This is a genomic window from Rummeliibacillus pycnus, from assembly GCF_002884495.1.
In the GTDB taxonomy this organism is placed as follows: domain Bacteria; phylum Bacillota; class Bacilli; order Bacillales_A; family Planococcaceae; genus Rummeliibacillus; species Rummeliibacillus pycnus.
In genome coordinates this window covers 1,955,027-1,979,688 of the sequence record NZ_KZ614145.1, presented here as the reverse complement: position 1 = coordinate 1,979,688, position 24,662 = coordinate 1,955,027, and the positions used below count along the sequence as shown (strand labels likewise).

The window sequence follows — 24,662 nt, the reverse complement described above, 5'->3', positions numbered from 1 at the left end:
ATGAGCTTTTTAAAGCGTATGAAAGAAAAGTTAATGGGTGGCCCCAAGCCTGAAAAAGATAAAATAGAGGGACAAGAAGAATTAAACGAAGCTATAGCTGAAGGATCAACACCTGAAACTTCTAGTAAAGATGTAGTCCATGAAACACAAGATGCCAAACTAGAAACAACAACTGATTCTACACAACTAGATAAACAAGAAAAGATTGAAGAATCTCTTCCAGAAGTTGTTGGAGTACAGATTGAGGCAGAAAAAGAAGAAAAGCCAAAACGCGGATTTTCTGCTTTTTCAATCACAGAGAAATTCAAGTCCGGTTTAGCAAAAACGCGTAAATCATTTACTTCAAAAGTGAACGATTTAGTCGCTCGTTATCGCCATGTAGACGAAGAATTCTTCGAAGAACTAGAAGATTTATTGTTGCAAGCTGACGTAGGTATAGAAACCGTTATGGAGTTAACAGATAAGTTACGCTTTGAAGTACAACGTAAAAATATTAAAGATACAGAGGGGATTCAAGCATTAATCTCTGAAAAACTAGTAGAAATTTATGAACAAGGCGAAGAAGATATTACAGAGTTGAATATTCAAGAAGGAGAACTAACTGTAATATTATTTGTTGGTGTAAATGGTGTTGGTAAAACAACTACAATTGGAAAACTAGCGCATCGTTTTAAACAACAAGGTAAAAATGTTTTACTTGCAGCTGGGGATACTTTCCGTGCTGGTGCTATAGATCAATTACAAGTATGGGGAGATCGTGTTGGTGTCGAAGTAATTAAACAATCAGAAGGTTCAGATCCTGCTGCAGTAATGTACGATGCTATTCGTGCAGCTAAAAATCGTAATGCGGACATTCTAATATGCGACACAGCTGGTCGTTTACAAAACAAAGTCAATTTGATGAATGAACTTGAAAAAATCCATCGTGTCATTTCCCGGGAAATTCCGTCGGCTCCGCATGAAGTTTTACTTGCACTAGATGCGACAACAGGACAAAATGCGCTACAACAAGCGCAAATCTTCAAAGAAGCGACAAATGTAACTGGTATTGTGTTAACAAAATTAGACGGTACTGCAAAAGGTGGTATTGTGCTTGCAATCCGCAATAAGTTACACATACCTGTGAAATTTGTTGGTCTTGGTGAACAAATGGACGATTTACAACCATTTGACTCCGAACGCTATGTATATGGCTTATTTGCTGACGCATTAGATCAACAATTAGCTAAAACCGAAGATTAATATACTAATAAAAGGAGCTACCAAAAGAAGGTTTTGGTAACTCCTTTTATAATATTTTCCAAAGAGGATTCAGTAAAATAGACAAGTATTTTTACTTGACAGAAATACTATTTATATTTATGATACAGAAGAATATGTAAAAAAAGAGGAGAGGTTTCGATATGCTACTTGAAAAAACAACGCGCATGAACTTTCTCTTCGACTTTTATCAAGCATTATTGACAGATAAACAACGTAGTTATATGCAACTATATTACTTAGATGATCATTCATTAGGTGAAATTGCTGAATCCTATGATGTATCTCGTCAAGCAGTCTATGACAACATTCGTAGAACTGAAACAATGCTTGAAGAATACGAGGAAAAACTTCAACTTTTTGAAAAATTCCAAAAAAGACAACAAATACTTGCAAAACTTACAGAAAGTGTAACGAATGTTCCGTCAGACAAAGCTGATCAGTTGGCACTTATTGAACAGTTAAAGCAATGTGATTAGGAGGCGACATGCATGGCATTTGAAGGTTTAGCGGAGCGACTCCAAGGAACAATTAACAAGATTAAAGGCAAAGGAAAAGTAAGTGAACAAGACGTAAAAGAAATGATGCGTGAAGTTCGATTTGCTTTAATCGAAGCTGATGTTAACTTGAAAGTCGTAAAAAGCTTTATAAAAAAAGTTAGCGAACGCGCTGTAGGTCAGGATGTTATGAAAAGCTTAACACCTGGTCAACAAGTTATTAAAATTGTAAAAGACGAATTAACAGAACTAATGGGTGGCGAACAAAGTCCTATTAAATTTGCGACTAAACCACCTACTATTATTATGATGGTTGGTTTACAAGGTGCTGGTAAAACAACAACTACTGGTAAATTGGCGAATGTATTACGAAAAAAGTATAATCGTAAACCGTTACTAGTAGCAGCAGATATATATCGTCCTGCAGCGGTACAACAATTACAAACTCTTGGCAAACAACTATCATTACCAGTATTTTCATTAGGTACAGATATTTCACCAGTTGAAATTGTACGTCAAGCTCTTGAACATGCCAAAGAAGAACACCATGATGTGGTTTTAATCGATACCGCTGGTCGACTTCATATTGACGAGAAATTAATGCAAGAGTTAAAAGATATCCGCGCATTAAAAAACCCAGACGAAGTATTTTTAGTTGTCGATGCAATGACAGGGCAAGACGCTGTAAATGTAGCTGAAAGCTTTGATGAAGCAGTGGGGATTACAGGTGTCGTATTAACAAAACTTGATGGTGATACACGTGGTGGTGCTGCACTATCTATACGATCTGTTACTCAAAAACCCATCAAATTTGTTGGTATGGGTGAAAAAATGGATGCTCTTGAGCCATTTCATCCAGAACGTATGGCTTCACGAATCCTTGGCATGGGCGATGTCATGTCGTTGATCGAAAAAGCCCAAGATACAGTTGATGCCGAAAAAGCGAAAGAATTAGAAGAAAAATTCAAAACACAAAGCTTCACATTAGATGATTTCCTTGAGCAAATGGCCCAAGTGAAAAAACTAGGACCATTAGATGAAATCTTGAAAATGTTACCAGGTGCAAATAAAATTAAAGGATTAGAAAATGCTAAAATCGATGATAAACAAATTAGTCATATCGAGGCAATTATTTTATCAATGACACCAGCTGAAAAAACAAATCCTGAAATTATTAATGCAAGTAGAAGAAAACGTATTGCAAAAGGATCTGGATCATCTGTTCAAGATGTAAACCGTCTAATTAAACAATTTGAAGATATGAAGAAAATGATGAAACAAATGACAGGTATGGCGCAAAAAGGGAAGAAAAAAATGAAACTTCCTGGCTTAGATTCCTTGTTTAAATAAAAAAAATACGCTAAAATATAGTGTGTTAAGAAAAAACACTTTACAAACAATCTAAAGCTTGCTATCATACTATCTTGTGTGAAACTATTCGGAGGTGCAATTAAACAATGGCAGTAAAAATTCGTTTAAAACGTATGGGAGCTAAAAAATCTCCTTTCTATCGTATCGTAGTAGCTGACTCACGTTCACCACGTGATGGTCGTTCAATCGAAACTATCGGTACTTTCAATCCACTAACTTCTCCAGAAGAAGTTAAAATCGACGAAGCTAAAGCATTAGCTTGGTTAGCAAACGGTGCGAAACCATCTGATACTGTTCGTAACTTGTTCTCAGAACAAGGAATCATGGAAAAATTCCATAACTCTAAAATCGGTAAATAATCGGAGGTGGCCGTATGCAGCAGCTGATTGAAACGATCGTAAAACCTTTAGTCGATTATCCAGATGAAGTAAAGATTATTACTGATGAAAACAACAATCGTATTGTTTATAAACTTTCTGTACATCCTAGTGATATCGGAAAGATCATTGGCAAGCAGGGACGTGTTGCAAAAGCAATTCGTACAATTGTTTACTCAGCAGCAGGCAGCCATCATAAGAAAAAGACTTATATCGATATTCTAGATTAGAAAAACTAGGAAGGAGCAAACGTTCCTTCCTTTTTTGTATTCAACTATACAAAAAAACACAACATAATATGATAACGATCAAATTATATCGGTAATTCTTCAGTCTAATGTTTTTTATAGAATAGGTACAATGGAAAGTAAAAGGTTTACCTAGAAACGTAATCAAATATATAGAAAAATATAGCCAGGATTAGAAATAATCCATTTATTAAAGAGGTGAATAAAATGGAATGGTTTAACGTAGGTAAAATTGTCAATACTCACGGAATTCGTGGAGAAGTAAGAGTTATATCTCAAACAGATTTTCCAGAAGAACGATATGCGGTTGGTCAACAACTTGGTCTGTTTAAAAAAGGTGAGAAAAAACCTTTGCTACTTACAATCGCTTCTTCACGTAAACATAAAAACTTTATTCTTCTATCGTTTGAAGGTTATCCTAATATTAATGATGTAGAATCATTTCGCGATGGAATACTAAAAGTAAATGAACAACAACTCGAAGAAGATGAATTACAAGATAATGAGTTCTATTATCATGAAATCGTTGGTTGTACTGTATATGACCAAGCTGGTAATGAAATTGGCCAAGTAAAGGAAATCTTTGAAACAGCAGCAAACGATGTGTGGACTGTGAAAGGATTAGATGGTAAAGATCATTATATTCCAGTTGTAGATGAATTTATCAAAGAAATTGATATCGATGAAAAGAAAATCGTAATAGAAGTAATAGAAGGGTTACTATCATGATGAATATTCACGTATTATCTTTATTTCCTGAGATGTTTTCAGGTGTTTTTGGTTCTTCTATTTTAAAAAAGGCGCAAGAAAAAGAAGCGGTAAAGCTATCTGTTACTGATTTCAGACAATTTTCAAATAATAAACATGCTCAAGTGGATGATTATCCATACGGTGGAGGGGCAGGGATGGTATTGAAACCTGAACCCTTATTTAACGCTGTAGAATCGCTTGTAGCGGATGGGAAGAAACCCCGAATCATTCTTATGTGTCCACAAGGGGAACGTTATACACAAGCAAAAGCAGAAGAATTAGCAAAAGAAGAAGACTTAGTATTTATTTGCGGTCATTATGAAGGTTATGATGAACGTATACGAGAATTCCTTGTAACTGATGAGTTATCAATTGGAGACTTTGTATTAACAGGTGGCGAATTAGCAGCTATGACGATTATTGATAGTGTAGTGCGATTGTTGCCTGGCGTTCTAGGAAATGATGACTCTCCAGTGTTAGATTCTTTCTCAACTGGATTACTAGAACATCCACATTACACACGTCCTGCAGACTTTCGTGGTATGAAAGTTCCTGATGTATTAATGTCAGGCAATCATGCCAAAATCGATCAATGGCGTATGGAACAATCGCTAAAACGTACTTTTGAACGTAGACCTGATTTACTAGAACATATTGAATTAACATCAGAACAACAAAAATATTTAAATAAACTTAAAAAGCTGTAAAGTATAAACACTTGCAACAGCTTTAAATCTATGCTAATATTTGAGATGCATTTCTATGAGATGCCGTATTACGGTGTTCCGCTGTAGCAACCATAGTGACCTGCAAGAGCATCTGTCTAAGGAGAGAAAAAAATGTCAAACATTATTTCAGAAATTACTAAAGAACAACTTCGTACTGACATCCCTGCATTCCGTGCTGGTGATACAGTAAAAATCGACGTTAAAGTTGTCGAAGGTACTCGCGAACGTATCCAAGTATACGAAGGTGTAGTTATTAAACGTCGTGGTGGCGGTATTAGCGAAACTTTCACAGTTCGTAAAATTTCTTATGGTGTTGGAGTTGAACGTACATTCCCATTACACACTCCAAAAATCGCTAAATTAGAAGTTACTCGTCGTGGTAAAGTACGTCGTGCTAAATTATACTACCTACGTAACTTACGTGGTAAAGCTGCTCGTATTAAAGAAATTCGATAAGCTTATTTTTGAAGAACAGAGAGCTTGCATTCAAGCTCTCTTTCTTTTTGCTTGAAACGTTAAATCCTTGTACAATGTAAGTAGAAAAGTCAAGGGGGACATCGAATATGGAAAAAGCAAAAAAGGAAAAGAATGAGTTGTGGGAGTGGACAAAAGCTTTAATCATTGCATTTGCACTTGCCGCTGGTATTCGATACTTATTATTTACACCAATTGTGGTAGATGGTGAATCGATGATGCCTACACTTGAAAATGGAGATCGTATGATTGTAAATAAGCTTGGTTACCGTATCGGTGATATTCATCGATTTGATATTGTTGTATTCCATGCTCCAGAAAAAAAGGATTATATTAAACGAGTAATCGGTTTACCTGGTGATAAACTAGTTTATAAAAACGATCAATTATATATAAATGGCAAAGCAATTGCTGAACCATATTTACAAAAATATAAAGAGGAAATTACTGATGGTGGTACGTTAACAGAAGACTTTTCATTAAAAGATATCCCGAGTGTGCATGGTGATACAATCCCTAAAGGTTATGTTTTTGTTATGGGAGATAATCGTCGATATAGTAAAGATAGCCGCCATATAGGGATTGTATCCATAGATAAAATTATAGGTAAAACTAATGTTGTCTTTTGGCCACTCGATCAAATGGGCAAAGTGAATTAACAAGTAGGAGTGAACAAAATGACGATTCAATGGTTTCCAGGGCATATGGCTAAAGCACGTCGCCAAGTTACAGAAAATTTAAAGCTTGTTGATATAATTTTTGAACTGATTGATGCGCGCTTGCCTATGTCATCCAGAAATCCTATGCTTGACGAAGTAATTCATCAAAAAACAAGATTATTAATATTGAATAAGGCCGATATGGCAGATGAAGCACAAACAAAAAAGTGGCTTACTTATTTTGAACAGCAGGGTCATAAAGCAATTGCGATCAATTCCTTAGACAATAGAGGATTAAAACAAGTAACAAAAGCAGCGCAGGAGTTACTGGCAGATAAATGGGCACGTATGAAAGCTAAAGGCTTAAAAACACGTGCAATTCGAGCGATGATTGTTGGTATTCCTAACGTGGGGAAATCGACGCTTATTAATCGCTTAGCAAAGAAAAATATTGCAAAAACAGGTAACACACCAGGTGTTACCAAATCTCAGCAATGGATTAAAGTAGGTAAAGAATTAGAGTTGCTTGATACACCTGGAATTCTATGGCCGAAGTTTGAAGACCAAGAAGTTGGTTATAAATTAGCGCTAACAGGTGCTATAAAAGATACAATTACAAACATGGACGACTTAGCTATTTATGGTTTAAAATTTTTAAGTAAGCATTATCCTGGCCGAATGGAAGAGCGCTATCAAATATCTCGTTTAAGTGAAGAAATTGTAGAGACATTTGATCATATTGGGAAATTACGCCGTGTATATATTTCCGGAGGAGAAATAGATTATGACCAAGTCGCCGAATTAATCGTAAGAGATATAAGAGGACAACAACTCGGTAAGTTAACATTTGATTTCGTAGAAGATTTTTCCTCTTAAAAAACCAACCTTTTTTACCATCCGGTAAAAAAGGTTTTTTTCTGGAGTTTAAAAAAATAATGCCGATAAAAAGAATATTGAAAAAGGAGAATTAAAGTGAGCACGATCAAAGAAGTGAAAGAAGCTTTATTAAAAGAAACCGAATGGAAACCTTGGATGGAAGAGCTTGAAAAAGATAATCGACAAGGGATTAAAAATGCATTAAAACAATGGCATCATCGAAAAGAAAAATATGACCAACTAGTATCAGAACATAAGAAAAAACTAGCATTTGATGAATCATTTAGAGCGTATCCACATGCGCTTATCGCAGGTACAGATGAGGCAGGAAGGGGACCATTAGCCGGACCAGTTGTTACAGCAGCTGTTATTTTACCGGAGGATTGTCCTACATTAATCGGTTTAAATGATTCTAAACAATTATCGAAAGAGGTTAGAGAAAGTTTTATCGAAAAGATTGAACAATGTGCAATTGCAACTTCTATTCATTTTCAACCTGCAAGTGTAATAGATGAGATCAATATTTATGAAGCAACAAAACAATCGATGAAAGCATGTATTGAATCATTAGCTAAGAAACCAGATTTTGTGATAGCAGATGCTATGACACTACCAATTGATCTACCACAGCAATCTGTTATCAAAGGCGACGCCAAAAGTTTAGCAATCGCTGCAGCATCTATTCTAGCAAAAACAGCGAGAGATCATTATATGGAAGAAATAGCGAAAAAGTATCCTGAATATGGTTTTGAAAAACATGCAGGATATGGAACAAAACAACATATAGAGGCACTTAATCAATATGGTCCTACAGAAATACATCGCAAATCATTTGAACCAATCAAATCAATGATTCTTCAGAAAGGATGAAAACAGTTGAATTATCCTACAGTGTCATCAATTCAGCTTCAAACATCAAGTGGAGCAACGAATCAGCAACCACTAGCCTTAAAACAAGGGCAAGTTATACATGGCACCATTAAACAACTATATCCAGATCAAATGGCAGAAGTACAAATGGGTGGGCAACGATTAATGGCAAAACTGGAAGTACCCCTTCAAGCTGGAAATTCGCATTATTTCCAAGTATCAGGAGTAGAACCAGATTTACAATTAAAGGTCGTTTCTGGCCCTATGGCACCATCAGCATCTATGTCTCAGCAAGTAAATCAATTACTCGACTCGATGAAATTACCGCAAACAAACGATATGAAACAAGTAGCAACCTATTTTTTAAAAAATAATTTACCAATCTCTAAGGAACAATTGCAACAAGCGGAGCAAATCTTTAAGGCGCTACCAGAAAATGTTACTTCAAAAGATGCGTTAAATGTATTACAAAAGTTAATTGAGCTAAAATTACCAATACAGCAAAATACTTTCCAGGCTATTTTACAAGGTGGTATGAAACAAGGGTTTACAGAGACTTTAGAGAAGCTGCAGCAACTTTTGCAACAAGATACATCGATTCCACAGACTATGCGTGAACAATTGCTAAATCAGCTACAATTAGTGAGTAAGCCTTTAGCTATTGAAACAGGCGGTGTATTATTGGCGAAAATGCTGGATATTTTATCGGCTTCATCATCATTACCAGCGGATAAATTAGCGATATTACAGCTTTTGAAAGAAGCAGGTATTTTACAAAAGAGTGCCAATTTATTTAACTGGAATACTGGTGCGTTACAAATAAAAAATACGAACGTAAATAGCTTATTGCAACAACTTTCCTCTCAAATTCAAGCAGGAAATTCAAAGGAAGTTGGATTAGTACTACCAAAAGTACTCGAATCATTGCAACAAAGTACGTTATTATCAAATGCACAAAAAATATCACTGCAACAAGTAATCTCTAAATCAATTGGGCAGCCAAATACACAAAATTACCAAGAAATAAATCAAAATATTAAAATGCTACAGCAAACAAGTAATTCACCAGCAGAGTTATTGAATAGACTACAATCAACACCCGTAAAAGATATGAGTTCGTTATTCCAGCAACTAAAATCAGCAATTGAGTCTCAATCCTTATTATCAACAAAGCAAAAAGATGTTCTATTCCAAACATTGGAAAAATTTAATGTGACAAATAGTACACCACAGTCCATTCAAACATTGTCAAAAATCTTACAAAACCAATTATTGAAAGCTTATAGCGAATCAACACAATTACAACCTTTCCAGACAGATTCGCAAGGGATATCTGCAAAACAACAGTTATTGTTTTTGGTAAATGCTGCAGGTCAATCAGGGAATGACCAGCTGTTTAGCAAACTTACTCAATTAACGATGAATTCAAGTGCATCTGTTGCTCAGCAAATTTTTGAAGCAACAGAACAGCAACTAGCTCAGCAACTCGATAGTAAAGCATTTGAATCAGCAATTAAACATACATTGCAAAGCTTAGGAATTAGTTATGAAGCAAAATTACTGGACAAATCCACAGATATTCAACAAATCGCACAGCAACTAAAACCACAGCTTCTAGAATTATTACAGGATCATTCTGTTTCAAGTTCAACAAAAAGCGTAGCAGAACAAGTGGTAGCTCGTATGAATGGTATGCAGTATTTATCAGTAGAAAATGGACCGCAACATCAGCTTATTATGCAAGTACCATTAGAATTCTTCGGAAAAAAAACAGAGGCAACATTGCAGTGGAATGGTCGGATGAAGGAAAATGGTAAAATTGATGCAGATTATGCACGTATATTATTCTATTTGCAGCTGAATTCATTGAAGGAAACCGTTATTGATATGCAGGTACAAAGTCGAGTTGTTACTGTTACTTTGTATAACGAAACTACAGGACTAACAGCATTGGTGGAACCTTTAAAAGAAGCGCTTAAAAATGGATTATCGCAAAATAATTATCAACTTTCTGGACTATTTATAAAAAATTACTCAAAACAACCAACGTCGTTAAAAACAGATACGTATTCTACATCTGCGGATCAAAATAAAGGGGTCGATATTCGTATATGACCAATGAAAAGAAAATACGAAAAGAAGCCGTTGCGCTATCGTTTAATCCAGCAAATTCAGATGCTCCACAAGTTATTGCAAAAGGAAAAGGGCGTATTGCTGAAAATATTTTGGAACAAGCAGAGATTCATAACATACCAATACAAGAGGACGCTAGCTTAGTGCAATTATTAGGACAACTAGATTTAAATGAATCAATTCCTGAAGAGCTATATCAAGCGGTAGCAGAGGTATTTGCTTTCGTCTATCGTCTGGATCAATTACATGAAAAATTTCCAAATAAAAAACACTAATCTTTCTTTCAGAAAATTAGTGTTTTTTTATTTTGGAATAATTTGTTATTTACTACTGGGGATATGGTGTAAAGTACGCTATGGACAATATTGTTTAGATTATATACAATATATTTGTATTTCATAATATTATGAAATTAAGATGGGAGGAACAAGGATGAATATCCATGAATATCAAGGAAAGGAAATTCTTCGTCAATATGGGGTATCGGTTCCTACTGGTCGAGTTGCTTTCTCACCAGAAGAAGCAGTTAAAGTTGCGAAAGAATTAGATTCCAAAGTTATAGTAGTAAAGGCACAAATCCATGCAGGTGGTCGTGGGAAAGCAGGCGGTGTTAAAATCGCCAAAAATTTAGATGAAGTAAGATCTTATGCAAAAGAATTACTAGGTAAAGTGCTTGTCACACACCAAACAGGTCCTGAAGGGAAAGAAGTCAAACGCCTATACATAGAGGCTGGTTCAGACATCAAGAAAGAATACTATCTTAGTTTTTTAGTAGACCGTGCAACTTCAAGAGTAACTGTAATGGGCTCAGAAGAAGGCGGCATGGATATTGAAGAGGTAGCAGCAGAAACGCCTGAGAAAATTTTTAAAGAAGTTGTGGACCCAGTATTAGGTTTGACTGGATTCCAAGCAAGACGCCTTGCTTTTAATATGAATATTCCTGATAATTTGATTAATAAAACTGCTAATCTAATGCTAGGTTTATATAAAGCGTTTACAGAAAAAGATGCATCAGTTCTTGAAATTAATCCACTTGCTATAACAGGAGATGGAGAAGTCCAAGCATTAGATGCAAAGTTTAATTTTGATAGCAATGCATTATATCGCCATAAAGATATAGTTGAACTTCGAGATTTTGATGAAGAAGATCAAAAGGAAATTGAAGCTTCAAAATATGATTTAAACTATGTGACTTTGGATGGTAGTATTGGTTGTATGGTAAATGGCGCCGGTCTTGCTATGTCTACAATGGATACAATTAGTTTCTATGGTGGTAGTCCGGCTAACTTCCTTGATGTTGGCGGTGGCGCTACTGCAGAAAAAGTAACAGAAGCTTTTAAAATAATACTATCAGATCCAAATGTTAAGGGCATTTTTGTTAACATTTTTGGTGGTATTATGAAATGTGATGTGATTGCAGAAGGTGTAATCGTAGCAGCGAAAGAAGTCGGTTTAAATGTACCATTAGTTGTTCGACTTGAAGGTACGAATGTAAATTTAGGTAAAAAATTGTTAAATGATTCAGGATTAAACATCATTGCTGCAGATTCAATGGCTGATGGTGCTCAAAAAATTGTGGAACTTGTAGGTTAAGAAAGGCGGAATCGGAATGAGTATTTATATCAACAAAGATACAAAAGTAATGGTGCAAGGTATTACAGGTTCGACAGCTCTTTTCCATACAAAACAAATGCTTGACTATGGTACTAAAATCGTAGCAGGTGTCACTCCAGGAAAGGCTGGAACATCTGTTGAAGGTGTACCGGTATTTAATACAGTTCGTGAAGCAGTTAATACAACAGGAGCAAATGTTTCTGTTATTTATGTTCCAGCACCATTTGCAGCAGATGCAATCCTTGAAGCAGTTGATGCAGATTTAGATATGGTTATTTGTATTACAGAACATATTCCTGTTCTTGATATGGTAAAAGTAAAACGTTATATGGAAGGTAAAAAAACACGTCTAATAGGTCCTAACTGTCCAGGTGTAATTACTGCAGATGAATGTAAAATCGGTATTATGCCAGGATATATTCACACAAAAGGACATGTAGGTGTTGTTTCTCGTTCTGGAACTTTAACTTATGAAGCAGTACATCAATTAACAGTAGAGGGAATTGGCCAGTCAACAGCTGTTGGGATTGGTGGGGACCCTGTTAACGGTACAAACTTTATCGATGTATTAAAAGAGTTTGAAGCAGATCCTGACACTTATGGTGTCATTATGATTGGTGAGATTGGTGGTACAGCAGAGGAAGAAGCTGCTGAATGGATTAAAGCTAATATGACAAAACCTGTAGTTGGATTCATTGGAGGTCAAACTGCGCCTCCAGGAAAACGTATGGGGCATGCTGGGGCTATTATATCGGGCGGTACAGGTACTGCAGCAGAAAAGATTAAAGTAATGAATGCATGCGGGATTGAAGTTGCTGAAACACCTGCGGTAATTGGTGAGACATTTATTCGCGTCATTAAAGAAAAAGGCTTGTACGAAAAGTGTAAAACCCTTTAAAATGAAAGTGTGGTACTATTTTCTAGTACTGCACTTTTTTCTTTTCATAAACCAATATAATGGAGGGAAGTCATGTTAGATGATAATTTTACAGAAAGATTACTAGCATTACATTACGTTTTTCCTGTTCCCCTAAACAGGTTACAAGCATTGATTGACGTAGATCCGGATTTACAAAGACTAGAGAAGATGACTGTTCAAGAGATTGCTAGATATTTGAAACTATCTGTTGAAAAATCAAAACACTTACAAGAAAACTATGTCAATACACTCATATCCCCTTTAAAACAAGCTTATGAGGCTCATAATATCTTCCCCATACCTTTTAACCATCCAATGTATCCCAACAAATTACTTGCATTATATGACCCTCCAGTTGTACTTTATACAAAAGGATTATTTGATATTTTAAAGAATTGGCGTAGAATTGCTATAGTCGGATCAAGACAGGCTACAAGTTATTCTGAGAAAATATTAAACTATATAGTACCACCGTTAATAGATCATGATTATGTTATTGTTAGTGGCTTAGCAAAAGGTGCTGACCGAATGGCTCATGAATCAGCCATTCATTTTGCTGGGAAAACAATCGCAGTACTTGGCCATGGTTTATTTCACTTGTATCCAAAAGAAAACCAAAAACTTGCGGAGATTATGGCGCAAGAACATTTACTGATTAGTGAATATCCACCATATGTAAAACCTCAAAAATGGTATTTTCCAATGCGAAACCGTATTATTAGCGGACTCTCTGAAGGAATACTTGTTACAGAGGCTGCAGAAAAAAGTGGAACTTTAAGTACAATAGAACATGGTTTGGAAAATGGTAAGCATATATTTGTTGTACCTGGTGATATAACGAAACCGCTTTCTAAAGGCCCAAATAAGTTACTTTTAGAAGGTGCAATGCCAGTATGGAATGGCTATCAAATTATAGAAGAAATAGAAGGATTTTTACTTTCTAAATGAAAAAGGGTTGCAAAAATCGGATTTCTGTTATACATTTTGCAACAGGTATTTCTTTTGGAAATTGAAACTTCACCTCTATAAGGGGGAATATAAATGTCGGATTATTTAGTTATAGTGGAGTCGCCTGCAAAAGCAAAAACAATCGAGCGATACTTAGGAAAAAAATATAAAGTAAAGGCTTCTGTTGGTCATGTTCGTGATCTTCCAAAAAGCCAAATGGGTATTGATACAGAAAATAATTATGAGCCAAGATATATTACTATTCGGGGTAAAGGACCTGTATTGCAAGATTTAAAAACAGCAGCTAAAAAAGCAAAAAAAATCTATCTCGCAGCCGATCCAGACCGTGAAGGAGAAGCAATTGCTTGGCACTTAGCAACAGCTCTTAATATTGATATTAAATCTGATTGTCGAGTCGTGTTTAATGAAATCACAAAAGATGCGATAAAAGAATCTTTTAAGCATCCACGACCAATCGATATGGATTTAGTAGATGCACAACAAGCAAGACGGATTTTAGATCGTCTTGTTGGGTATAATATTAGCCCATTACTATGGAAGAAAGTCAAAAAAGGCTTATCAGCAGGTCGTGTTCAATCAGTTGCAATGCGTTTAATTATTGACCGAGAAAATGAAATCAAAGATTTTCAACCAGAGGAATTCTGGACTATTGATGGCAACTTCCAAAAAGGTAAGCAATCATTTGATGCATTTTTCTATGGAAATACAAAGGAAAAGATAAAATTATCAAATGAACAAGAAGTTCAGCAGATTCTTAACCAGTTAAAAGGCGAGAATTTTGAGGTAATAAAAGTAGTTAAACGTGAACGTAAAAGGAATGCCTCACCTGCTTTTACTACTTCATCATTGCAACAAGAAGCAGCACGTAAGTTAAACTTTCGAGCACGTAAAACAATGATGCTTGCTCAACAACTATATGAAGGTATTGATATTGGTAAAGAAGGTACAGTAGGTTTAATCACGTATATGCGTACGGATTCTACTCGTATTTCTGAAACAGCTAAAAAAGAAGCACATGAATATATTGAACAAAATTATGGTCAGGAATACACAACGTTAGTTACGCAACAAGCAAAAAAATCAGAAAATGCTCAAGATGCTCATGAAGCAATTCGTCCTACGAGTACGGTACGTCACCCAGATCAGTTGAAATCTGTATTGTCCAGAGACCAATTAAGATTATACCGATTAATTTGGGAGCGATTTGTTGCGAGTCAAATGGCACCCGCAGTATTAGATACTGTAACTGCAGATTTACAAAATGGTGATATTATTTTCCGTGCCACTGGTTCAAATGTGAAATTTCCTGGTTTCATGAAACTTTACATTGAAGGATCTGACGATCAGAAAGAAGAGAAAGATAAACTTCTGCCTCCGATGGAGAAAGGAGATATCGTGAATAGTTTACTAATTGAACCAAAACAGCACTTCACTCAACCACCACCACGATTCTCAGAAGCACGTCTTGTTAAAACACTTGAAGAACTAGGAATTGGGCGACCATCCACATATGCACCAACTTTAGATACTATTCAAAAACGTGGATATGTAACCTTAGAGGCAAAACGTTTTGTTCCAACTGAACTTGGTGAAATTGTTCATTCCTTAGTTCTTGAATTTTTCCCTGGTATTATTAATATCGAATTTACTGCACAAATGGAAAAAGATTTAGATAGTATTGAAGATGGAAATGTAAAATGGGTAAAAATCATCGATAATTTTTATCAAAACTTTGAAAAAGAATTGAAACATGCAGAAATTGCAATGGAAAAAGTAGAAATCAAGGATGAACCGGCAGGCGAAGATTGTGAAGAATGTGGCTCACCGATGGTTTTTAAACTAGGCCGTTATGGAAAATTTATGGCATGTAGTAATTTTCCGGAATGTCGTAATACAAAAGCAATTGTGAAAGAAATCGGTGTAAAATGTCCAAAATGTAAAGAGGGCGAAATTGTCGAAAGAAAGAGTAAGACAAAACGTATCTTCTATGGATGTAATCGTTATCCAGAATGTGATTTTGTATCTTGGGATAAGCCAATTAACCGACCTTGTCCAAAATGTAATGAATTATTAGTAGAAAAGAAAATAAAAAAAGGTATTCAAGTCCAATGTACAAGTTGTGACTATAAAGAAGAACCGACACAATGATGTATTTTTAGAAAGCAGGTAAATAGTATAATGACACCAATAGTAAATGTTATCGGAGCAGGTTTAGCTGGAAGTGAGGCAGCATGGCAAATTGCTAAAAGTGGTGTGAAAGTACGCCTTTACGAAATGCGACCCGTTAAACAAACACCTGCACACCATACAGATAAATTTGCAGAACTTGTTTGTAGTAACTCACTTCGTGCAAATAATTTAACAAATGCAGTAGGCGTTATTAAAGAAGAGATGCGTCAATTGGAATCCATCGTAATCGAAGCTGCAGATAATTGTTCTGTACCAGCAGGTGGTGCTCTTGCAGTAGATCGTCATGAATTTTCAGGGTATATTACAGAAAAAGTAAAAAATCATCCACTCGTTGAAGTGATTCATGAAGAAGTAACTGAAATTCCTAAAGACGGAATTACTGTAATTGCTACAGGTCCTTTAACTTCCAAAGCTTTAGCAGAAAAAATTCAAAATATAACTGGCGAAGATTATTTATACTTCTATGATGCTGCAGCTCCAATTATTGAGAAAGACAGCATCGATATGGATAAAGTCTATTTAAAATCACGTTATGATAAAGGTGAAGCGGCTTATTTAAACTGTCCAATGAACAAAGAAGAATTCTATGCTTTTCGCCAAGCCTTGGTAGAGGCTGAAAAGGCTCCATTAAAAGAATTTGAAAAAGAAAAGTATTTTGAGGGTTGTATGCCAATTGAAGTAATGGCGGAGCGTGGTGAAAAAACAATGCTGTTTGGTCCGATGAAACCAGTTGGACTAGAAGATCCGAAAACGGATAAACGTCCGTACGCAGTAGTGCAACTTCGTCAGGATGATGCAGCAGGTACACTTTACAATATCGTAGGCTTCCAAACCCACTTAAAATGGGGAGAACAAAAGCGAGTATTCTCAATGATCCCAGGTTTGGAAAACGTTGAAATTGTGCGCTATGGTGTTATGCATCGTAATACTTTTATTAATTCACCGAAAGTGTTGGCTCCAACATATCAATTAAAAAGTCATCCGAATATTTTCTTCGCAGGTCAAATGACAGGTGTTGAAGGATATGTTGAATCAGCTGGTAGTGGATTAATTGCAGGGGTAAATGCAGCTCATTTAGCATTAGAACAGGAGTTATGTATTTTCCCAGCGGAAACAGCTTTGGGAAGTATGGCTCGATATATTACTGAAGCAGATTCAAAACATTTCCAACCAATGAATGTTAACTTTGGATTATTTCCTTCATTAGGAGAAAAGATCAAATCAAAACAAGAACGCGGAGAAAAACAGGCAGAGCGCGCATTAAATGCTTTACGTAATTTCAAAGCATTAACAAATATTTAATTTGCGAAAGTCCTTAATTGTTGTTATACTTTTAAGGGCTTTTTTCTATGCAATTATTATTGCATTAAAAAATAATTTTTAGGTTATAAACTTCCATAATTAGGTATACTATCATAAAATACGTATGTAAACAGAAATGTACACAAATATGTCATGAATCTACTGAAAATTGCCATAGTCTAAGTTGTTAGAAAGCGTTCTCGCTTTATTTAATTGTTTGACAGTGAGAAAATAGAATTGAGGACGTGAGTAAATGAGGTGTTCCGATGAACATACAATTTGAACAGGCACTTGAACAGTTTGTTACTTATATTCAACTAGAAAAAAACTTTTCACCTTTAACAGTTCGAGACTATCGAGCGGATATACTCGAATTTTTCGCATTTCTGCAAGTAGAAGTTGTGGCAGATTTAGCTCAAGTAGAATACATACATGCTAGACTTTATGTGACTAAATTGTATGAAGAAAAAAAAGCGAGAACAACAATCTCAAGAAAAATCTCTTCTATTCGTTCCTTTTTTAAATTTTTAAATAAGGAATATGATTTGGATGACACTGCATTTCAAGCACTATATCATCCAAAAAAAGAAGTAAGATTGCCACATTTTTTTTATGAAGAAGAACTAACGAAACTTTTCGAAGCCAATGAAGGCTCAGATCCAAAATCATTACGCAATATGGCTATATTAGAACTTTTATATGCTACAGGTATACGTGTAAGTGAACTTACATCCATTGATTTAAAGGACATTGATTTTTCATTGAATATCCTTAGAGTGATGGGGAAAGGTAGAAAAGAGCGATATGTCCCATTTGGGCATTATGCAGCAGATGCAATTGAACACTATATAGATGAGTCTCGTCCAAAACTTACAAAAGGCATACAACATTCTAGGCTATTTGTTAATATGCGAGGAGGCGCTCTTACAGCTAGAGGTGTTCGTTATATATTAAATGATATGATGAAACAAGCAGAGTTGCATACAACAATCCATCCACATATGTTAAGACACACTTTTGCAACACACCTTTTAGACAATGGAGCAGATTTAAGAACAGTTCAAGAGTTATTGGGTCATTCAAGTTTGTCTTCAACACAAGTTTATACGCATGTAACGAAAGAACATCTTCGAAACACATATATGAATGCTCACCCTAGAGCGTAATATTTTGGAGGAGGTTTTAAATATGGATTTGCACGCAACAACAATATTTGCTATTCAACACAATGGTCAAAGTGCTATGGCTGGTGATGGTCAAGTCACACTAGGAAATTCTGTAGTGATGAAACATACTGCTAAAAAAGTACGTCGTTTATATAACGGGAAGGTACTTGCAGGTTTTGCAGGTTCTGTAGCTGATGCCTTTACATTGTTTGAAATGTTCGAAAGTAGATTGATGGAATATAACGGAAATTTACAACGTGCTGCTGTTGAAGTAGCAAAACAATGGCGTGGTGATAAAATGCTCCAAAAGCTGGAAGCACTATTGCTTGTAATGAACAGTGAGACATTGTTGCTAGTTTCAGGTTCTGGCGAAGTAATCGAACCAGATGACGGAATTTTAGCAATAGGTTCTGGTGGAAATTATGCATTGTCAGCTGGTAGAGCATTAAAACAGTATGCTGGAGATCAAATGACGGCGAAAGAAATCGCAAAGGCATCTTTGGAGATTGCGGCAGATATTTGTGTATTTACAAACCATAATATTATTGTGGAGGATCTAAACGTATGACACAACAAAAGACCCCTAGAGAAATGTTGGAGTATTTAAATCGTTATATTGTTGGCCAAAATCAGGCGAAGAGAGCAGTTGCAGTAGCACTTCGGAATAGATATCGTAGACAATTACTTTCAGAAGAGATGAAAAACGAAGTTATACCAAAAAATATTTTAATGATTGGTCCAACTGGTGTCGGTAAAACTGAGATCGCACGAAGAATTGCTCGTCTTGTAAAAGCACCATTTCTTAAAGTAGAAGCTACAAAGTTTACCGAAGTTGGGTATGTTGGTCGTGATGTAGAATCGATGGTTCGTGATCTAGTTGAAATCTCTAATCGGTTAGTAAAAGAAGAAAAACAAGAAGAAGTGAAAGAGCAAGCTGAGCGGTTGGCAAATGATCAAATTGTTAAGCTTCTAGTGCCAAGTATGCGAAAAAAGCAAACATCGCAAAATCCTTTTGAGGCTCTTTTTGGTCAAAAAAATGATACATCAGAAGAGAATACTGAAGAAGATGCGCAAGTTCGCTTAAAACGTTCGCAAATAGCCGATAATTTACGTGAAGGTAAATTAGAAAATGAATGGGTAACTGTTGAAGTAACAGAACAACAGTCCAATATGATGAGTATTTTCCCTGGAAGCGGAATGGATTTTGGTGGATCGAATATGGGAGATATGCTTTCAAGTCTCATGCCACCCAAAAAGAAAAAACGTCGTTTACAAGTAAAAGACGCAAGACGCATTTTAACAATTGAAGAAGCAAACAAATTGATTGATAACGAAGAGGTATCAGAAGAAGCAATTCGTCGTGCTGAACAATCTGGGATTATCTTTATCGATGAAATTGATAAAATTGCAACAAAAAGCAGCAGCGGAAACAATGCGAATGTTTCACGTGAAGGTGTGCAACGTGATATTTTACCAATTGTTGAGGGTTCAACTGTAAATACAAAATATGGTCCTGTCAGAACAGACTTTATGTTATTTATCGCTGCAGGAGCATTCCATATGTCAAAACCATCTGATTTGATACCAGAATTGCAAGGACGATTCCCTATTCGTGTGGAATTGGAAAAGTTGACGAAAGAAGATTTTGTACGTATTTTAAAAGAGCCGGATCATTCACTAATCTTGCAGTATCAAGCTTTACTTGCTACAGAAGGTGTTGAAATTGTATTTACAGAAGAAGCAATTGAGCGTATTGCAGAAATTGCAACAAATGTGAATCAAGATTCCGATAATATCGGAGCAAGACGTTTGCATACTATTCTTGAACGCCTTTTAGAAGAACTATCTTTTGAAGCGGCAGATATTTCACCTGCTCATATTGAGATTACTGAAAGTTACGTTGACCAAAAACTTAATGAAATTGTCAAGAATAAAGATTTGTCACAGTTTATTTTATAGTTTATAATCTAAGATATTGCACAAAATTTAAAACCTTTTGAATATTGCATAAATTAAGGAAAATTTACAGGAGGCTATATAAAATGAATTTATTAGCTAAAACAAGAAGAATTAATTCGATGCTTCAAGCATCAGCAGGTAAACCAGTTAACTTTAAAGAAATGGCTGAAACACTTGGTGAAGTAATCGAAAGTAATGTATATATCGTAAGTCGTAAAGGAAAGTTATTAGGTATTGCTACAACTCAACAAATTGAAAACGAGCGTTTGAAAAAAATGCTTGAAGATCGTCAATTCCCAGAAGAATACACTCGCAACTTATATGACTTCTCAGAAACTGCTTCTAATTTAGATGTCTTCGATGAACATAGTGCTTTCCCCGTTGAAACTCAAGAAGTATTCAAATCCGGTTTAACAACAATAGTTCCAATCAATGGTGGTGGAGAACGTTTAGGAACACTCGTATTAGCACGTTTAGAAAGTAAATTTGAAGATGATGATTTAATCTTAGCTGAATACGGTGCAACTGTAGTAGGTATGGAAATTCTTCGTGAAAAAGCTGAAGAAATTGAAGAAGAAGCTCGCAGTAAAGCTGTTGTGCAAATGGCTATTAATTCCCTTTCTTATAGTGAACTTGAAGCTATTGAACATATCTTTGAAGAATTAGATGGCTCAGAAGGATTATTAGTTGCTTCTAAAATTGCAGATCGCGTTGGTATCACTCGTTCCGTGATTGTTAATGCTTTACGTAAACTGGAATCTGCAGGTGTTATTGAATCTCGTTCATTAGGTATGAAAGGTACTTATATTAAAGTATTGAATGGGAAATTTTTAAATGCATTAGCAGAAATCAAAATGCGTTAAAAAATAGAGAAAAAACCTTTTCTGTAAAAAGACAGAAAAGGTTTTTTTAGTTTTTAAGAGATCTTATTTAATAGAATTGTTTATTACATAATCTCGAATTTTGTCGATTTTCGTTATTCTATCCTCTGTATTTAGTATATGACAAAATAATCGTATTAATTGTAGTCATTTTGAATTATAATTCAAAGTAAACATGAATTAATTAATAAAAAAATGATGTTTACATTTTGTAATGGCTTTTTTATTGTAATAAATAAATAATAGGAAGAAAGATAGAAGAATAATCTGCTTAGAAAACAGTTTAAAAGAGACTTTTTATCTCTAAAAATATAATTCGTTCTATATTTTATAGTGTTTCTACTATATAAATAGTGAAAACGTGTTGTGAATATAAAGTAGTATTAGAGAAACGATAAAAAATGATTAGACTCCCATTTTTTGTGTGAAAATAGTTTTTTTTACCCATAAAAAAGATGATATAAATGATAGACACTTTATAACATCTTTATTACAATTATTAAGTGATGAAATATTAGATAATTTGGCAATAAAAGTCGAATTGAGGTGAACGAATTGAGCTTTTTTGGAGGCACAATTAGCAATATTGAAAATGGATTAACATACGCCAGCGTAAAACAAAAAACAATCGCACAAAATATAGCAAATGTTGATACACCTAACTATAAAGCGAAGGATGTCAGCTTTAGTAAAATGTTGTCCGATGCACAAAACTCATACATAAAAGCATATCGTACCAATGACAAGCATTTTGATTTTCAAACAGATATGCAAACACCAGGAGTCTATAATCCTAATATGAGTTATAGACAAAATGGAAATAGTGTAGATATGGATAAAGAACAGGCAAGTTTAGCAAAAAATACAATATATTATAATGCATTAATCGATCGAATGAATAGTAAGTTAAATTCATTATTAGTTGTTGCCAAAGGAGGCAATTAAGTATGACAATTTTCCAAAGTATGGACACTACTGGCTCTGCTTTGACAGCACAACGACTCAGAATGGACGTTATCTCATCTAATATGGCGAATGTTGATACAACACGTGCAAAAAAGGTGAATGGTAAATGGATTCCTTACACAAGAAAAACAGTAACGTTAGTTCCAAAAGAGAATTCTTTTTCAAATTTCCTAAATGTTGCAATAAGTGGTGCAGGTAATTCGTCTGTTGGAAATGGTGTGAAAGTTACTAGTATAAATGAGGATACAAAAACCCCATATAAATTAGTTTATGATCCTACAAATCCTGATGCAAATAAAGACGGATATGTGCAAACTCCTAATGTAGATCCATTAAAGGAAATGGTAGATTTAATTTCTGCTACTAGATCATATGAAGCAAATGTAACAGTATTTAATGCCAATAAATCAATGCTATCTAAAGCTCTTGAAATTGGTAAGTAATTTTAACTCAGGAAGGATGAGAGAAAAATGGCAATTTCACAAGTTTCAATTACACAACCAGTTCAACCAACATTGACTCAAACTGTGGCACAAACAATTCCTTCCCAAAACAAGGAAAGTTTTGGGACAGTTTTAAAAAATGCTATTTCGGCTGTTAATGACAGTCAAGTAGCTTCTGATAATATGACAAATAAATTAGTAAATGGAGATAATGTTGAGCTACATGATGTAATGATTGCTGCCCAAAAAGCTAATATTACACTGAATACTGCATTGCAAGTTCGTAACAAAGTAGTAGAGGCTTATCAAGAAATTATGCGAATGACAGTTTAGTAGGACGTAATCGCGATTTTATAATAATTTGAAACAGTCACTATGACCGGAGGCTTAAAATGAATGAAAGACTAAAGAACATCAAAACCAAATTCGGTGGGTTTTGGAGTAGTCGAACAAAAGTACAAAAAGGTACAATTATCGGTTCAATTCTAGCTGTAATTGGTATTGCTTCTCTTATTACATACTTTGCTACTAGAGTAACATATGCACCTTTATATTCAAACTTATCGACTGCTGAAGTTGGACAAATTAAAGAACAATTAGATTCAAAGGGAGTTAAGTATCAAATTACAAATGGTGGTACTGCTATTTCAGTACCAGATGATCAAGTGGATAATTTAAAAGTAGATTTAGCATCACAAGGATACCCACAATCTGGTCAAATTGATTACTCTTTCTTCTCAAAAAATGCAGGCTTCGGTATGACAGATAATGAGTTTAATGTATTAAAGATAGCATCGATGCAAACAGAACTAGCAAACCTTATGAAAGAAGTAAAAGGTGTCCAAGATGCAAAAGTAATGCTTACATTACCTCAACAGGGTGTATTCGTTAGCGATACTCAACAAGAAGCTAGTGCATCTATCGTGTTAAATACTGAACCCGGCTATCAATTCACAGATGCACAAATTAAAACATTATATAATTTAGCATCAAAAAGTGTGCCTAATTTAAAACCTGAAAATATTGTTATTACAAATCAGTATTTTGAATATTACGATTTAAATGCACAAAGTACATCTGATGCTGGAAATGGAATAGCTTCATCAGATGCAGATAAACAATTAGCTATAAAAAAACAAATTGAACGTGATTTACAGCGACAAGTACAAACGATGCTAGGACAACTAATGGGTATAGGAAAAGTTGCTGTTTCTGTAACCACTGATATTGATTTTACGCAGGAAAAACGAAAAGAAGATCTAGTTGAACCAGTTGACAAAAAGAATATGGCTGGTATCCAAATTAGTGCTCAAAAAATTAGCGAAACTTATACGGGAGCTGGAGCTGCTGCAGGAGGTACACCCGAAGCGGGTACAAATACAGATAATTTCACTAATTATCAATCTTCAGCTAATGGCAACGGTGATTATGAGAAAACACAAGATACAGTTAACTACGAAGTAAACCGTATTCACCGTCAAATTAAAGAAAGTCCTTATCGAATTCGTGATCTTGGGATTCAAGTATTGGTCGAACCGCCAAAACCAAGTGATCCAACGTCATTGCCAGCTGCTACACAAACAGATATTAAAAATATGCTTAATTCAATTGTACGAACTTCTATTGATAAGAATGAAGCAGGACAGTTAACAAATGCACAATTAAATCAAAAAGTAACAGTCGGAGTTGAAAAATTGAATGGTAATACCACTCCGGTAGTAACTCAAAATGCAATCCCTTGGTGGGTATGGGTAATTGGCGGTATTTTGCTAGTTGTCATTATTCTATTAGTATTCTTTATTATGCGTTCTAGAAGACGAGATGAATATGAAGATGACGAATACGAATACGAAGATGAAGATGCAATAGAAGTAGACGATATTTCTGAAGAAAAAGAAACTGAAACAACACTACGTCGTAAACAACTCGAAAAGATGGCAAAAGATAAACCAGATGAGTTTGCAAAACTATTAAGAACTTGGATTTCAGAAGATTAGTGGGAGGTTTAAG

The 24,662-nt window shown here is 35.1% G+C and carries 26 protein-coding genes; all 26 read left to right on the top strand.

Annotation, left to right across the window (positions count from 1 at the left end; genetic code table 11):
• The 26 genes from ftsY (at position 1) to fliF (ending at position 24,649) form a co-directional block, all read left to right on the top strand.
• A complete protein-coding gene (gene ftsY / locus CEF14_RS09855) occupies positions 1-1,242 on the top strand; it encodes a signal recognition particle-docking protein FtsY (RefSeq protein ID WP_102692691.1) in 1,242 nt (413 codons plus the stop codon).
• 161 nt (positions 1,243-1,403) lie between these two features.
• On the top strand, positions 1,404-1,739 hold the full coding sequence (locus tag CEF14_RS09850; RefSeq protein ID WP_102692690.1) for a putative DNA-binding protein: 336 nt from the start codon (positions 1,404-1,406) through the stop codon (positions 1,737-1,739).
• A 12-nt stretch (positions 1,740-1,751) separates the two neighbouring features.
• Entirely contained in the window at positions 1,752-3,107 is a 1,356-nt protein-coding gene (gene ffh, locus CEF14_RS09845; RefSeq protein WP_102692689.1) for a signal recognition particle protein, read from the top strand.
• A 107-nt stretch (positions 3,108-3,214) separates the two neighbouring features.
• Positions 3,215-3,487 carry a 30S ribosomal protein S16 gene (gene rpsP, locus CEF14_RS09840; RefSeq protein WP_102692688.1) on the top strand — a complete coding sequence of 91 codons (273 nt, stop codon included), beginning with the start codon at positions 3,215-3,217 and terminating at the stop codon, positions 3,485-3,487.
• Between the two features lie 14 nt (positions 3,488-3,501).
• A complete protein-coding gene (locus CEF14_RS09835) occupies positions 3,502-3,735 on the top strand; it encodes a KH domain-containing protein (protein ID WP_102692687.1) in 234 nt (77 codons plus the stop codon).
• Between the two features lie 225 nt (positions 3,736-3,960).
• Positions 3,961-4,482 carry a ribosome maturation factor RimM gene (gene rimM, locus CEF14_RS09830; protein WP_102692686.1) on the top strand — a complete coding sequence of 174 codons (522 nt, stop codon included), beginning with the start codon at positions 3,961-3,963 and terminating at the stop codon, positions 4,480-4,482.
• Entirely contained in the window at positions 4,482-5,210 is a 729-nt protein-coding gene (gene trmD, locus CEF14_RS09825) for a tRNA (guanosine(37)-N1)-methyltransferase TrmD (RefSeq protein WP_102694364.1), read from the top strand. The genes rimM and trmD overlap by 1 nt, the downstream gene beginning before the upstream one ends.
• 132 nt (positions 5,211-5,342) lie before the next feature.
• Positions 5,343-5,687, top strand: coding sequence for a 50S ribosomal protein L19 (gene rplS / locus CEF14_RS09820; protein ID WP_102692685.1), 345 nt, complete (start codon positions 5,343-5,345; stop codon positions 5,685-5,687).
• A gap of 107 nt (positions 5,688-5,794) precedes the next feature.
• Complete coding sequence (lepB, locus tag CEF14_RS09815) at positions 5,795-6,364, top strand: signal peptidase I (protein ID WP_102692684.1); 570 nt, start codon at positions 5,795-5,797, stop codon at positions 6,362-6,364.
• 18 nt (positions 6,365-6,382) lie between these two features.
• A complete protein-coding gene (gene ylqF, locus CEF14_RS09810; RefSeq protein WP_102692683.1) occupies positions 6,383-7,240 on the top strand; it encodes a ribosome biogenesis GTPase YlqF in 858 nt (285 codons plus the stop codon).
• Between the two features lie 96 nt (positions 7,241-7,336).
• Positions 7,337-8,110 carry a ribonuclease HII gene (locus CEF14_RS09805; protein WP_102692682.1) on the top strand — a complete coding sequence of 258 codons (774 nt, stop codon included), beginning with the start codon at positions 7,337-7,339 and terminating at the stop codon, positions 8,108-8,110.
• 6 nt (positions 8,111-8,116) lie between these two features.
• A complete protein-coding gene (locus CEF14_RS09800; protein WP_102692681.1) occupies positions 8,117-10,225 on the top strand; it encodes a hypothetical protein in 2,109 nt (702 codons plus the stop codon).
• Entirely contained in the window at positions 10,222-10,518 is a 297-nt protein-coding gene (locus tag CEF14_RS09795; RefSeq protein WP_102692680.1) for an EscU/YscU/HrcU family type III secretion system export apparatus switch protein, read from the top strand. The genes CEF14_RS09800 and CEF14_RS09795 overlap by 4 nt, the downstream gene beginning before the upstream one ends.
• 157 nt (positions 10,519-10,675) lie before the next feature.
• Positions 10,676-11,836, top strand: a complete 1,161-nt coding sequence (sucC, locus tag CEF14_RS09790; RefSeq protein WP_102692679.1) for an ADP-forming succinate--CoA ligase subunit beta — start codon at positions 10,676-10,678, stop codon at positions 11,834-11,836.
• Positions 11,837-11,852: 16 nt separating this feature from the next.
• Complete coding sequence (gene sucD / locus CEF14_RS09785) at positions 11,853-12,755, top strand: succinate--CoA ligase subunit alpha (RefSeq protein ID WP_102692678.1); 903 nt, start codon at positions 11,853-11,855, stop codon at positions 12,753-12,755.
• A gap of 72 nt (positions 12,756-12,827) precedes the next feature.
• Positions 12,828-13,724 carry a DNA-processing protein DprA gene (dprA, locus tag CEF14_RS09780; protein WP_102692677.1) on the top strand — a complete coding sequence of 299 codons (897 nt, stop codon included), beginning with the start codon at positions 12,828-12,830 and terminating at the stop codon, positions 13,722-13,724.
• 93 nt (positions 13,725-13,817) lie between these two features.
• Complete coding sequence (topA, locus tag CEF14_RS09775) at positions 13,818-15,893, top strand: type I DNA topoisomerase (RefSeq protein WP_102692676.1); 2,076 nt, start codon at positions 13,818-13,820, stop codon at positions 15,891-15,893.
• 30 nt (positions 15,894-15,923) lie between these two features.
• Positions 15,924-17,237: an FADH(2)-oxidizing methylenetetrahydrofolate--tRNA-(uracil(54)-C(5))-methyltransferase TrmFO gene (gene trmFO, locus CEF14_RS09770; RefSeq protein WP_407690450.1), complete on the top strand. Its 1,314-nt coding sequence runs from the start codon at positions 15,924-15,926 to the stop codon at positions 17,235-17,237.
• Between the two features lie 266 nt (positions 17,238-17,503).
• Complete coding sequence (gene xerC, locus CEF14_RS09765) at positions 17,504-18,403, top strand: tyrosine recombinase XerC (protein ID WP_102692674.1); 900 nt, start codon at positions 17,504-17,506, stop codon at positions 18,401-18,403.
• 22 nt (positions 18,404-18,425) lie between these two features.
• On the top strand, positions 18,426-18,971 hold the full coding sequence (gene hslV, locus CEF14_RS09760) for an ATP-dependent protease subunit HslV (protein ID WP_102692673.1): 546 nt from the start codon (positions 18,426-18,428) through the stop codon (positions 18,969-18,971).
• Positions 18,968-20,362, top strand: a complete 1,395-nt coding sequence (hslU, locus tag CEF14_RS09755) for an ATP-dependent protease ATPase subunit HslU (RefSeq protein ID WP_102692672.1) — start codon at positions 18,968-18,970, stop codon at positions 20,360-20,362. Before hslV ends, hslU begins: the two co-directional genes overlap by 4 nt.
• Positions 20,363-20,445: 83 nt before the next feature.
• Entirely contained in the window at positions 20,446-21,225 is a 780-nt protein-coding gene (gene codY, locus CEF14_RS09750; RefSeq protein ID WP_102692671.1) for a GTP-sensing pleiotropic transcriptional regulator CodY, read from the top strand.
• A gap of 573 nt (positions 21,226-21,798) precedes the next feature.
• The gene (gene flgB, locus CEF14_RS09745) at positions 21,799-22,188 is read left to right on the top strand and encodes a flagellar basal body rod protein FlgB (RefSeq protein WP_102692670.1); all 390 of its coding nucleotides are present in this window, start codon (positions 21,799-21,801) and stop codon (positions 22,186-22,188) included.
• Positions 22,189-22,190: 2 nt separating this feature from the next.
• Positions 22,191-22,652 (top strand): flagellar basal body rod protein FlgC, encoded by a 462-nt coding sequence (gene flgC / locus CEF14_RS09740; RefSeq protein ID WP_102692669.1) that lies wholly within the window; start codon positions 22,191-22,193, stop codon positions 22,650-22,652.
• A gap of 27 nt (positions 22,653-22,679) precedes the next feature.
• Positions 22,680-22,985, top strand: a complete 306-nt coding sequence (gene fliE / locus CEF14_RS09735) for a flagellar hook-basal body complex protein FliE (protein ID WP_102692668.1) — start codon at positions 22,680-22,682, stop codon at positions 22,983-22,985.
• Between the two features lie 59 nt (positions 22,986-23,044).
• A complete protein-coding gene (fliF, locus tag CEF14_RS09730) occupies positions 23,045-24,649 on the top strand; it encodes a flagellar basal-body MS-ring/collar protein FliF (RefSeq protein WP_102692667.1) in 1,605 nt (534 codons plus the stop codon).
• The last annotated feature ends 13 nt before the right edge of the window (positions 24,650-24,662 follow it).

Bases quoted from the DNA above. Each gene is read 5' to 3' on its own strand.
- ftsY (WP_102692691.1), top strand. From the start codon at position 1: ATGAGCTTTTTAAAGCGTATGAAAGAAAAGTTAATGGGTGGCCCCAAG.
- CEF14_RS09850 (WP_102692690.1), top strand. From the start codon at position 1,404: ATGCTACTTGAAAAAACAACGCGCATGAACTTTCTCTTCGACTTTTAT.
- ffh (WP_102692689.1), top strand. From the start codon at position 1,752: ATGGCATTTGAAGGTTTAGCGGAGCGACTCCAAGGAACAATTAACAAG.
- rpsP (WP_102692688.1), top strand. From the start codon at position 3,215: ATGGCAGTAAAAATTCGTTTAAAACGTATGGGAGCTAAAAAATCTCCT.
- CEF14_RS09835 (WP_102692687.1), top strand. From the start codon at position 3,502: ATGCAGCAGCTGATTGAAACGATCGTAAAACCTTTAGTCGATTATCCA.
- rimM (WP_102692686.1), top strand. From the start codon at position 3,961: ATGGAATGGTTTAACGTAGGTAAAATTGTCAATACTCACGGAATTCGT.
- trmD (WP_102694364.1), top strand. From the start codon at position 4,482: ATGAATATTCACGTATTATCTTTATTTCCTGAGATGTTTTCAGGTGTT.
- rplS (WP_102692685.1), top strand. From the start codon at position 5,343: ATGTCAAACATTATTTCAGAAATTACTAAAGAACAACTTCGTACTGAC.
- lepB (WP_102692684.1), top strand. From the start codon at position 5,795: ATGGAAAAAGCAAAAAAGGAAAAGAATGAGTTGTGGGAGTGGACAAAA.
- ylqF (WP_102692683.1), top strand. From the start codon at position 6,383: ATGACGATTCAATGGTTTCCAGGGCATATGGCTAAAGCACGTCGCCAA.
- CEF14_RS09795 (WP_102692680.1), top strand. From the start codon at position 10,222: ATGACCAATGAAAAGAAAATACGAAAAGAAGCCGTTGCGCTATCGTTT.
- sucC (WP_102692679.1), top strand. From the start codon at position 10,676: ATGAATATCCATGAATATCAAGGAAAGGAAATTCTTCGTCAATATGGG.
- sucD (WP_102692678.1), top strand. From the start codon at position 11,853: ATGAGTATTTATATCAACAAAGATACAAAAGTAATGGTGCAAGGTATT.
- dprA (WP_102692677.1), top strand. From the start codon at position 12,828: ATGTTAGATGATAATTTTACAGAAAGATTACTAGCATTACATTACGTT.
- topA (WP_102692676.1), top strand. From the start codon at position 13,818: ATGTCGGATTATTTAGTTATAGTGGAGTCGCCTGCAAAAGCAAAAACA.
- trmFO (WP_407690450.1), top strand. From the start codon at position 15,924: ATGACACCAATAGTAAATGTTATCGGAGCAGGTTTAGCTGGAAGTGAG.
- xerC (WP_102692674.1), top strand. From the start codon at position 17,504: ATGAACATACAATTTGAACAGGCACTTGAACAGTTTGTTACTTATATT.
- hslV (WP_102692673.1), top strand. From the start codon at position 18,426: ATGGATTTGCACGCAACAACAATATTTGCTATTCAACACAATGGTCAA.
- hslU (WP_102692672.1), top strand. From the start codon at position 18,968: ATGACACAACAAAAGACCCCTAGAGAAATGTTGGAGTATTTAAATCGT.
- codY (WP_102692671.1), top strand. From the start codon at position 20,446: ATGAATTTATTAGCTAAAACAAGAAGAATTAATTCGATGCTTCAAGCA.
- flgC (WP_102692669.1), top strand. From the start codon at position 22,191: ATGACAATTTTCCAAAGTATGGACACTACTGGCTCTGCTTTGACAGCA.
- fliE (WP_102692668.1), top strand. From the start codon at position 22,680: ATGGCAATTTCACAAGTTTCAATTACACAACCAGTTCAACCAACATTG.
- fliF (WP_102692667.1), top strand. From the start codon at position 23,045: ATGAATGAAAGACTAAAGAACATCAAAACCAAATTCGGTGGGTTTTGG.